Origin of the sequence: Halomarina rubra, assembly GCF_023699475.1 — an archaeon.
Classification (GTDB): Archaea; Halobacteriota; Halobacteria; order Halobacteriales; family Haloarculaceae; genus Halomarina; species Halomarina rubra.
In genome coordinates this window covers 331567-339729 of the sequence record NZ_JALXFV010000005.1, presented here as the reverse complement: position 1 = coordinate 339729, position 8163 = coordinate 331567, and the positions used below count along the sequence as shown (strand labels likewise).

Annotated in this window: 13 protein-coding genes; 5 read left to right on the top strand and 8 right to left on the bottom strand. The window is 69.1% G+C overall.

The annotated features are described in order from the left end of the window. Positions 1-42 precede the first annotated feature (42 nt). Complete coding sequence (locus M1L36_RS11510) at positions 43-258, bottom strand: YgaP-like transmembrane domain (protein WP_250873877.1); 216 nt, start codon at positions 256-258, stop codon at positions 43-45. A 224-nt stretch (positions 259-482) separates the two neighbouring features. Here M1L36_RS11510 and M1L36_RS11505 point away from each other — a divergent pair, with 224 nt between their 5' ends. Further along, the gene (locus M1L36_RS11505) at positions 483-1421 is read left to right on the top strand and encodes a phosphotransferase family protein (protein WP_250873876.1); all 939 of its coding nucleotides are present in this window, start codon (positions 483-485) and stop codon (positions 1419-1421) included. Here M1L36_RS11505 and M1L36_RS11500 read toward each other — a convergent pair whose 3' ends face one another. Next, complete coding sequence (locus M1L36_RS11500) at positions 1422-1790, bottom strand: DCC1-like thiol-disulfide oxidoreductase family protein (RefSeq protein WP_250873875.1); 369 nt, start codon at positions 1788-1790, stop codon at positions 1422-1424. It lies immediately after the preceding gene. 92 nt (positions 1791-1882) lie between these two features. Continuing rightward, positions 1883-2359 carry a cupin domain-containing protein gene (locus tag M1L36_RS11495; protein WP_250873874.1) on the bottom strand — a complete coding sequence of 159 codons (477 nt, stop codon included), beginning with the start codon at positions 2357-2359 and terminating at the stop codon, positions 1883-1885. Positions 2360-2491: 132 nt separating this feature from the next. Between M1L36_RS11495 and M1L36_RS11490 the strand changes: the two genes are divergently transcribed. Beyond that, positions 2492-2830: a 4Fe-4S dicluster domain-containing protein gene (locus tag M1L36_RS11490; RefSeq protein WP_250873873.1), complete on the top strand. Its 339-nt coding sequence runs from the start codon at positions 2492-2494 to the stop codon at positions 2828-2830. Between the two features lie 198 nt (positions 2831-3028). Here the strand turns inward: M1L36_RS11490 and M1L36_RS11485 are convergent, their stop codons facing one another. Both M1L36_RS11485 and M1L36_RS11480 read right to left on the bottom strand, forming a co-directional pair. After that, complete coding sequence (locus M1L36_RS11485) at positions 3029-3193, bottom strand: DUF6757 family protein (RefSeq protein WP_250873872.1); 165 nt, start codon at positions 3191-3193, stop codon at positions 3029-3031. 78 nt (positions 3194-3271) lie between these two features. Then, positions 3272-4051: a PHP domain-containing protein gene (locus M1L36_RS11480; RefSeq protein ID WP_250873871.1), complete on the bottom strand. Its 780-nt coding sequence runs from the start codon at positions 4049-4051 to the stop codon at positions 3272-3274. Positions 4052-4258: 207 nt separating this feature from the next. Here M1L36_RS11480 and M1L36_RS11475 point away from each other — a divergent pair, with 207 nt between their 5' ends. Together M1L36_RS11475 and M1L36_RS11470 are read left to right on the top strand one after the other, a co-directional pair. Beyond that, on the top strand, positions 4259-4546 hold the full coding sequence (locus tag M1L36_RS11475) for a DUF5789 family protein (protein ID WP_250873870.1): 288 nt from the start codon (positions 4259-4261) through the stop codon (positions 4544-4546). Between the two features lie 195 nt (positions 4547-4741). After that, a complete protein-coding gene (locus M1L36_RS11470; protein WP_250873869.1) occupies positions 4742-4960 on the top strand; it encodes a hypothetical protein in 219 nt (72 codons plus the stop codon). Between the two features lie 27 nt (positions 4961-4987). Here the strand turns inward: M1L36_RS11470 and M1L36_RS11465 are convergent, their stop codons facing one another. Further along, positions 4988-6037, bottom strand: a complete 1050-nt coding sequence (locus tag M1L36_RS11465) for a DUF5784 family protein (RefSeq protein WP_250873868.1) — start codon at positions 6035-6037, stop codon at positions 4988-4990. Between the two features lie 166 nt (positions 6038-6203). Between M1L36_RS11465 and M1L36_RS11460 the strand changes: the two genes are divergently transcribed. Further along, positions 6204-6377 carry a DUF5786 family protein gene (locus M1L36_RS11460; protein WP_250873867.1) on the top strand — a complete coding sequence of 58 codons (174 nt, stop codon included), beginning with the start codon at positions 6204-6206 and terminating at the stop codon, positions 6375-6377. A 23-nt stretch (positions 6378-6400) separates the two neighbouring features. Here the strand turns inward: M1L36_RS11460 and M1L36_RS11455 are convergent, their stop codons facing one another. Next, on the bottom strand, positions 6401-7147 hold the full coding sequence (locus M1L36_RS11455) for a DUF7530 family protein (protein ID WP_250873866.1): 747 nt from the start codon (positions 7145-7147) through the stop codon (positions 6401-6403). After that, entirely contained in the window at positions 7148-8086 is a 939-nt protein-coding gene (locus tag M1L36_RS11450; protein WP_250873865.1) for an NAD(P)H-binding protein, read from the bottom strand. Between the last annotated feature and the right edge of the window lie 77 nt (positions 8087-8163).

Sequence of the window (8163 nt, the reverse complement as noted above, 5' to 3'; positions counted from 1 at the left end):
TCGTTCCACTCGCACGGACGCTCCAGTACCACTATCGTTCGTTCACTCCTCGTCCGTCGTGTCAAGCCCCAGCGCGGCGTTCAGCCCGCAGAAGCAGGTGACGGCGTTGAACGCCAGTCCCGCGCTGGCGAGCAGGGTCAGCGCAGCGAGGCCGCGCCGACCACGCCGGAACGCGCCGAGCGTGAGGACGGCGAACAGCGCCGCGAGCACTGTTCGGCCGATTCGGTCGATACCACCGACGTTTCGGTCGAGGTCCATACCCGTGCCGTGGGCTCCGTCGCTGAAGTATCCACGCTCGCCGAGCGATTCCACTCGAAACGGCACCCTCGTTCGACAGTAGCTCCCGGGGAGTGTTCGACTCTACCGCGGTGCGACTTCGAACCGGTTAAGTCCACGATGTCCGTCGATTCGACCGTCTTCCGTCGGTCGGAGCGGCCGCGCCGGTCGCCCTCGACCGTCACCCCTCGTGACGGGGACCAACCATGACACGAGACGTCTCCGAGATGCTCGCACAGCACACCGACCAGTTCACCGTCGGCCGGGAACTCCACCGCGTCCCGCCACACGTCACCAACGAGGTGACCGTCGACGGCCAGCGCGCGGTCTGCAAGCGCGCGACCGACGGGGAGGGCGACCCGTCGACCGAGGCCGCGGTGATGCGGTTCGTCGCCGAGCACACCAGCGTTCCGGCACCCGAAATCCTTGGCTCCGGCGAGGACCACTTCGTCGCGCGGTGGTGTGACGGCCTCCCCGACCCGGTTCGCGACGACGAACGGTGGGCACGTGTCGCCGGGGCGGGCCTGGCGCGACTCCACGAGGGGACGGCGGGACGCTTCGACGCCCACGGCTTCCCCGCGGCGACCGACGAGGGTGACGGTCTCGTGGTCGGCGACGGGGGAGCGTGGCCCACCGTCGCGACCGCGTACCTCGACCGGAAACGCCGGTACCTGGCCGAGAACGGGCACGAGGCGGCGGCGACCGTCGCCCGCGAAGCGACGGTGTTCGCCCGCGACCATCCCAAACTGTTCGCGACGCCCGCTGCGCCCGTCCTCTGTCACGGGAACTGGCTGCCGGACCACGTCGGCGTCCGCGACGGACGGGTGCGCGGTGTCGTCGACTTCGAGCACGCGCTGGTCGCGCCGCCGGCGTTCGACGTCTGGCGCGTCGCGATGCCGGTGTTCGGCGGTCCGGACGGGTTCGACGACCGATTCGCGGCGTTCCGCGAGGGTTACGAGTCGGTACGGCCGCTGGCCGACGGGTTCGAGGAGCGTGCCCCGACGTTCTGGCTGCTGAACGTCGTCTCGTACTTCCGGTCGCTGTACCTGCAGGACGACCACGACGCCGACGAGACGGCGCGGCTGGCCGAGCACTTCGCCGAGCGCGCTCACGCCACCCTCGGTGCCCTCCGCGAGCGCGCCTGACTACGGCGAGTCGGCGCTCGCCAGTCTCCCCCACTCCCCGCGTCGGTCGGCGGCCCACCGGTAGCCACCCTCGCGGACCCGTTCGTAGCCCGGCAGACTCCTGAGCATCCCGACGGCGACGCTCGTGGGGACGTTCGACCGGGCGAGCGTCTGCTCGATGGCCTCGCCACAGGAGTACACCGTGCGGCCGACGACGAGGTGGGCACACGTCTCCCAGTCGTCGGGAAGCATCGCCCGCTGGTCGGCGGTGAGGTCGGAGAAGCCGACGGCCTCGACGGGTGCGACCCGGACCGCCCAGCGGGCACACCACGTGCAGAACCCGCAGTCGTCGTCGTAGACGAGCTGCGGAGTGTGACGACGGTCGCTCATACACGAGCTACGTGGTCGGCGGGCGAAAGTCCACCGGCGGCGGTGGTGCTCACCGGGAGGCGTGACCGACCCCCGAGACTCGTCGGGAGCGGTTACGGCCCGCTCGTGAACCGGCCGGTCTCCGCGCCACAGCCCTCACAGACGGTCACGAGCGCGTCTTTCTCCTCGGTCGGCTCGATGCGCTGGGGGGTGCGCTCCCCACAGTCCGCACAGTCCCGGAGGATCTCGGTCTCGCCGCTGTCCGCCGGCGCGCCCAGTGCGATAGCGACAACGCGTTCCTCGCCACGGTTCCACCCCTGCTGGAACTCGTTCGGTTCGAACCGGACGGCCTCGCCCGCCCCGACGACCGTCTCGCCGTCGTCGGTCTCGAAGGTGGCCTCGCCGCTCACGACGAAGAACACCTCCTCCTGGTCGGCGTGGCGGTGGTAGCCGAACGCGAACGACTCGCCTGGCGCGAGTTCGAAGTAGTTCATCGCCATCTGCTCGACGCCGAGTTCCTTCCCCAGCGGCCGGCGGACGCTCGCGGGACTCATCCAGGAGTCGATGTCCTCGGTACGGACGTGCTTCATACCTCTCGCTCGGAGTGCTATGGGATAGCGCTTTCCACACCCGTCGGCTCCCCCGCGGGTCGTTCGGTCTCTCGGGCCGCGTCCCTCCGCCGGCGCGAGGCGCTTAAGTGTGGCACCGACCAATCGCCGGACATGGCTATCGACCCCAACTTCGCCGAGTCGCGCGAACGCTCCTCCGTCGGCGACTGGCTGGACATCGACGCCGACTACGACGTCTGGGGGACGGTCGAACCGCCCGAGAAACTGGGTATCCACGGCACCCACGTCGCCGTCGACTTCGACATCTGTGACGGCTCCGGGCCGTGTCTGGAGAACTGTCCGGTCGACGTCTTCGAGTGGACCGACACCCCCGGTCACCCAACGAGCGAGCGTAAGGCCGCCCCCGTCAACGAGAGCCAGTGTATCGACTGCATGCTCTGTGTCGACATCTGCCCCGTCGACGCCATCGACGTGGACGGCTCTCGCGCCTGAGCGCACCGTTCTGCGGCGCGGTAGCGGTGCTGTGCGGCGTGGTCGGGCCAGTCCGTCGTACCGCGAGCGAGTGAAACGAGCGAGCGGGGTGACGACCGAACGGAGGCGCGGAGCGCCGAAGCGAGGGAGGAATCCTTTTGATCGAGCTTTTACACTGCCGGGGTGGCTCCGCCACCCCGGCGCGTGCATAAAAGGTCGCTAGTCGAACCGCTCGGTCTCGAGTTCGTCCTTGAGGTCGGCGAGCCACGCGTCGTCTTTCAGTTCGTCCATCCGGGCGCGGAAGTGAGGGCCACAGAGGCCGACTTTGACACCACCGCGCTCGACGGCGATGTCCGCGGGGTCGTCGCAGTAGTGGCACTGCATACCCACGGCTACGGGCGGGTGCTACTGAAGGGTTGCGGGCGCGGGAACGGTCGCCGCTGTCGAAGGACGTATACGCGCCTACAACGAGACGTGTTGTCGGAACGCACGGTACTCGTCGTGGTCGAGTCCCGCTCGGCCGAGCACCTCGTCGTGAGCGTCGCTCCCGCCGGTGACGACGAGGTCGTGGCGCTCGACGGTCCGTTCGACCGGTCGCAGGTCGACCTCCCGGCCGTAGTCGTAGTGGTACTCCACGGCGTCGAGGTCGGCACACAGGTCGAGTGCGGCCTCGGGGTCGCCGTAGCGAAGCGGGTGGGCGAGGCTGACGAGACCGCAGGCGTCGGCGAGCAACTCGACGCCGTGTTCGAACGAGGGGACCGCACGGGCGACGTAGCAGGGGCCGTCGTTGCCGATGAGGTCGTCGAAGGCGGCCTCGTAGTCGTAGGCGGCGTCGCTCTCGGCGATGGCGCGGGCGATGTGTGGGCGACCGACGCCGGGTTCGAACGTCACGTCCAGTTTCGCGCCCGTCTCCGCCTCGACGTTCGCGACGATCTTCCGGGCGCGTTCGACGCGGTCGGTCTGGATGCGGTCGGTCTCGGCGTCGAGCGCGTCGGTGTCGGTGACGCCGTAGCCGAGCAGGTCGACCTCCTGGTCGCCCGCGTCGACGCGCAACTCGATGCCGTGGACGACGGTGACGCCGTCGACGTGGGTGACGGGCGTGTTCAGGTCCGGGTGGGTCCGGTCGTGGTCCGTGACGGCGACGACGCGGACGTCGTACTCCCTCGCGGCCGCGAGGAGGCTGTCGAGCGTGAACGTCCCGTCGGAGTTCGTGGTGTGGGTGTGGAGGTCGGCGACGACCATGCACGGAGTCGGCGGAGCGACGCCTTCACGCCACCGACTCGGCGGAGCGACGAGAGGTCGGGGAGTGCCTGGCTGGAGAGCACCGTGGCCCGGGAGCGTCGCGGGGGTCACCGAAGGGGGTACTTCAGCGTGCCCCTTCAACGTCCTAATACAATCGATTATGAATTATAGTGAACGTTTATGAAGGACCTCGTGGTGGGTGGCTGTATGGGTCCGTTCACAGACGCGACCGACCGGTTCGACGCACACAGCTACCCTGCGACCGCGCAGGACCTCATCGAGGAGCACGGCGACATGGTGCTCGACCTGCCGAACGGGTCGGAGACGGTCGAAGAGGCGCTCGCCCCGCTCGGCACGACGACGTTCGAGGACGCCGAGTCCGCCCGCCTCGCGCTGTACGGGACGGTGTCGAGCAAGGCTATCGGACGGAAGTTCTACTCCGACCGCGACCCGACGGCGATGGGCGAGAACGGTCCCGACCCGGTGAGCTTCTGAACGGGCCGACGACGACCTGACGGCATCCGAGGCCCCTCCGGTCCCAGTCGTCGGGGTCTCGTTTCTGCGGTGACGCCCGCCCGCCCAGCGACCGCTTCGTCGGGTGTCGGCGAGAACGACACTCCTCACCGGTAGACGCTCATTCTGTCGGTGGACAGGCGACGGAGTTATTGTGCTGTGTTAGCAAGGGACAGTATGTCGCACGGGTTAGCCGACTCTCACGAGCGCGGCGGACGGGTACTGAGCGACCGACTGGAGCGGACGGTGGTGGCCTGTGACTGCGGGTTCGCCGACGGGTTGTTGCGCGGCGAGTGGGGGACACGCGTCGACCGCGCACCCCACTCGGGTCACCTCCGGTACCACCTGCGCTGTCCGGACTGCGCGACGGTGACCGTCGTCGAACTCAACCTCTGAGCCGCGAGCGACGAGCACGAGACGGGTTCAGACCCAGCGGACTGCACCGCTCAGGTCGACGGGAGAGTCGCCGTGGCGGTAGGCTTCGACCGAGCCGTTTGGGCGCATCCGGTAGACGATGGCGGGGGTGTGGGCGACCGGGGGTTTCTCCGCGCGGATGGCGTTCCACTGGTCGTCCTGGAACGACGAGCAGTCGATACACAACAGTGCGTTCGGGTGGGCGTCGAGCTGGTCGTCGGTCTTCGCGCTCGCCGTCGCCTTCAGCGCGGCGATGGGGGTGTCCGCGACCCGGTGAGAGGGCGGTCGCGGGCGGGTGACCTCGACGAGCGTGTCGCCGCGACGGGGGAGGCTCCGTCTGGGGGTGTCGCGGACGCCCTCGCCGACGACGAAGTCGAGCGCGTGGCCGCTGTCGAGGTCGATCTCGGGGACGAACTCGTTGCCCGACTCCGCGAGCAGTTTCGCGGCGTGGAACTCCGCCATCGCCGCGCCCATCCGGACGACGTCGACCTGTGGGCTGGTGCCGAGTTTCCCCGCCATCACCTCCCGAAACGGGTCGAGGTCGCCCGACGCGAACAGCGACTCGTAGAAGCTCAGGACGCGCTCGCGGTCGCCGTCGGGGAAGCCCGCGGCGTAGTCTCTGAAGAACGAACGGGTGCTCTCGCGGCCGTCCTTCGAGAAGAAGACGGGGAGGAAGTACCACGCGAGGTGCTCGTGGGCGGCGAGCCACGGGTCCTGGTCGGTGAGGTCGGCGAGCAGTTCGCGCTGGGCCCACCGGGCGACGCCGTAGGGGGCGTCGTCCCAGCCGACCTTGTCGGTGCGCCACAGCGTCTCGGGGGTCTCGGTGTTGCCCAGCCAGTAGGCGGCGGGTCGCTCGCCGTCCTCGTTGTACCACGCGAACAGCGCGAAGTCGCCGTTGTCCATGTCGATGCGAACGCTCGAGAACCGGTCGGGTGCGGGCGCACGGGTCTCGCCGAGCGTCGCCCCGAACCGGTCGTCGAGCGGTCGGAGCAGCGCCCGCCGGACCCGTCGCTCGGACCACGCCTCGTTCGACCGCCGGAATCGCAAGGGGCCTGCCACTACCTCGGAGTCGACTCGGTGGGCGGATAGCAGTTACGACCGCGCTCGCGGTGGACAGGTCGGTACACCGACCACCGACATCGTGCAGTCGAAATTAACACTTCGGGGTATCTGTCGAAATTATCCGTTACATTGATAATCAATAGTTCGCTAGGGTAGGTATACCATGTCAATGGGAGCCTATGACGAAGACGAGCACGAGCGCCGTGAGGCGAAAGCGGCCGCCGTCGACACGGACTTCGACGACGAGCGCGTCGAGTACCGTGGCAAACTGGAGTACGACTCCGGTGAGTCCGCCGAGGCCCTGCTCGACCAGTTCAAGCAGATGAAGTCACAGTAGCCGGAATCGCTTCTCTCGTTAACTCACTCCCGAGCGGCAGCGTTCGCGTCGGCCGTCGCCCCGTCGGCGGTCTCTGCCCTCGCGGTCACCAGCGCCACCGACAGCCCCGCGACCACCCAGACGGCGACGACGTGGCCGACGATGACGGCGACGATGACCGGCTGGTCCCGGACGAACGGGACGAGTATCAACTGCGCCGTCGAGAACGCGACGACCTCCAGGTCCGCCCGTCGGAGCGCCCGCGCGGTCGGTTCGTCGAAGCGGAACCGCACCGAGCGCCACAGCGCGACGACGGCGGCCCACCACGCCGTCCCGATGCGGTAACAGACGTCCCAGAGCACGAGCAGCGTCAGGTAGACGGCGACGACGGGTGGCTCCTCACCGAACAGTCGTTCGAGCAGCGAGGGGGCGTCGCTCGTCCCCGTCGTGAACAGGTAGGTGACGAGCGCGACGAACGCCAGCACCGCCAACACGACCTCGATGCTGGAGCCGAACAGCAGTCGCCCGTAGGAGTCGGGCAGGCGCTCGGCCCGGACGAGCCGCGAGATACGCAGCATCTCGATGCTCCCGAGCGTTGCGACGACGACGGCGGCCGTCCCCGCCAGCAGCGTCTCCGTCGGGAACTCGTAGACCCACCAGACGAGCGTGACGCCGACCTGGAAGGCGACGAGCTGGATGGCGATGGCGAGGGGCTTCGAGACGTCGACGCCGGGGAGCGCCGAGACGATGGACTCGTACACCCACGTCTCGCCGAACTCGACCTTCGCCATTCAGTGAGTGCCCCGCGGCTCTGCGGGTGCGGTTCGGTGGTCGTCGTCGTCCGGCGTCGCCCCGAGCGCGCGTCGAACCGCCTCGTCGAACGACGTCGGGTCGACGTCGACGACCGTCCGGATGCGCGTGTCGTCGACGACGACGGGGTTGTGCATCCCGTCGACCAGCGGGCCGGCGACGCTCATCTCCGCGTCGGTCGTCAGCGCCAGCCAGTACGACGACAGCCGGGGGGTGAGCACCGGCACCGGTACGACCAGCGGCCGGCGGCCCGTCGCCACCTCGGCCGTGCGTTCGATGAGTTCGCGGTAGGTCAGCACCTCCGGGCCGCCGATCTGGTAGGTGTTGCCCGCCGTCGCGGGCGCGTCGAGGACGCCGACGAGGTACGCCACCACGTCGTCGATGGCGATGGGCTGACAGTCGGTGTCGACCCACCGCGGGGTCACCATCACCGGTAGGCGCTCGGCTAACTGCCGGACGATGTCGAAGCTCGCCGAGCCGTCGCCGACGATGATGGCCGCCCGGAGGACGGTCACGTCGGCCTCGCCGTCCGCGAGGATACGTTCGACCTCCCGGCGTGACTTCAGGTGTTTCGAGAGACGGTCGCGGTCGTCGCCCAGACCGCTGAGGTAGACGACCCGTGAGAGGCCCGCCTCGTCGGCCGCGTCGGTGAAGTGACGGGCGGCCAGTCGGTCGCGCTCTTCGAACTCCGCGCCGGCCTGCATCGAGTGGACCAGGTAGTACGCCGCCTCCACGTCGGCGAGCGCGTGTTCGAAGCTCCCGACCTCCAGCAGGTCGCCCTGTTTCACCGTGACGCCCGTCGGGGCGTCGTACTCGCCGGGCGTGCGCACCAGCGCGACGACGTCGTGGCCGGCCTCGACCAGCGCCGGGACGAGTCGGCTCCCGACGAACCCGGTCGCACCGGTGACGAGAACTCGCATGGGAGAGCTACGCGCGGAAGCCGCTTAACGCTGGGCCTCCCGGCGGTCGGCGAGCGGGGCGGTCCCCTCCGAACGCC

What these genes read in the sequence shown, in the direction of transcription:
- M1L36_RS11510 (WP_250873877.1), bottom strand. Translation starts at nt 258, where the DNA reads ATGGACCTCGACCGAAACGTCGGTGGTATCGACCGAATCGGCCGAACA.
- M1L36_RS11505 (WP_250873876.1), top strand. Translation starts at nt 483, where the DNA reads ATGACACGAGACGTCTCCGAGATGCTCGCACAGCACACCGACCAGTTC.
- M1L36_RS11500 (WP_250873875.1), bottom strand. Translation starts at nt 1,790, where the DNA reads ATGAGCGACCGTCGTCACACTCCGCAGCTCGTCTACGACGACGACTGC.
- M1L36_RS11495 (WP_250873874.1), bottom strand. Translation starts at nt 2,359, where the DNA reads ATGAAGCACGTCCGTACCGAGGACATCGACTCCTGGATGAGTCCCGCG.
- M1L36_RS11490 (WP_250873873.1), top strand. Translation starts at nt 2,492, where the DNA reads ATGGCTATCGACCCCAACTTCGCCGAGTCGCGCGAACGCTCCTCCGTC.
- M1L36_RS11485 (WP_250873872.1), bottom strand. Translation starts at nt 3,193, where the DNA reads ATGCAGTGCCACTACTGCGACGACCCCGCGGACATCGCCGTCGAGCGC.
- M1L36_RS11480 (WP_250873871.1), bottom strand. Translation starts at nt 4,051, where the DNA reads ATGGTCGTCGCCGACCTCCACACCCACACCACGAACTCCGACGGGACG.
- M1L36_RS11475 (WP_250873870.1), top strand. Translation starts at nt 4,259, where the DNA reads ATGGGTCCGTTCACAGACGCGACCGACCGGTTCGACGCACACAGCTAC.
- M1L36_RS11470 (WP_250873869.1), top strand. Translation starts at nt 4,742, where the DNA reads ATGTCGCACGGGTTAGCCGACTCTCACGAGCGCGGCGGACGGGTACTG.
- M1L36_RS11460 (WP_250873867.1), top strand. Translation starts at nt 6,204, where the DNA reads ATGTCAATGGGAGCCTATGACGAAGACGAGCACGAGCGCCGTGAGGCG.
- M1L36_RS11455 (WP_250873866.1), bottom strand. Translation starts at nt 7,147, where the DNA reads ATGGCGAAGGTCGAGTTCGGCGAGACGTGGGTGTACGAGTCCATCGTC.
- M1L36_RS11450 (WP_250873865.1), bottom strand. Translation starts at nt 8,086, where the DNA reads ATGCGAGTTCTCGTCACCGGTGCGACCGGGTTCGTCGGGAGCCGACTC.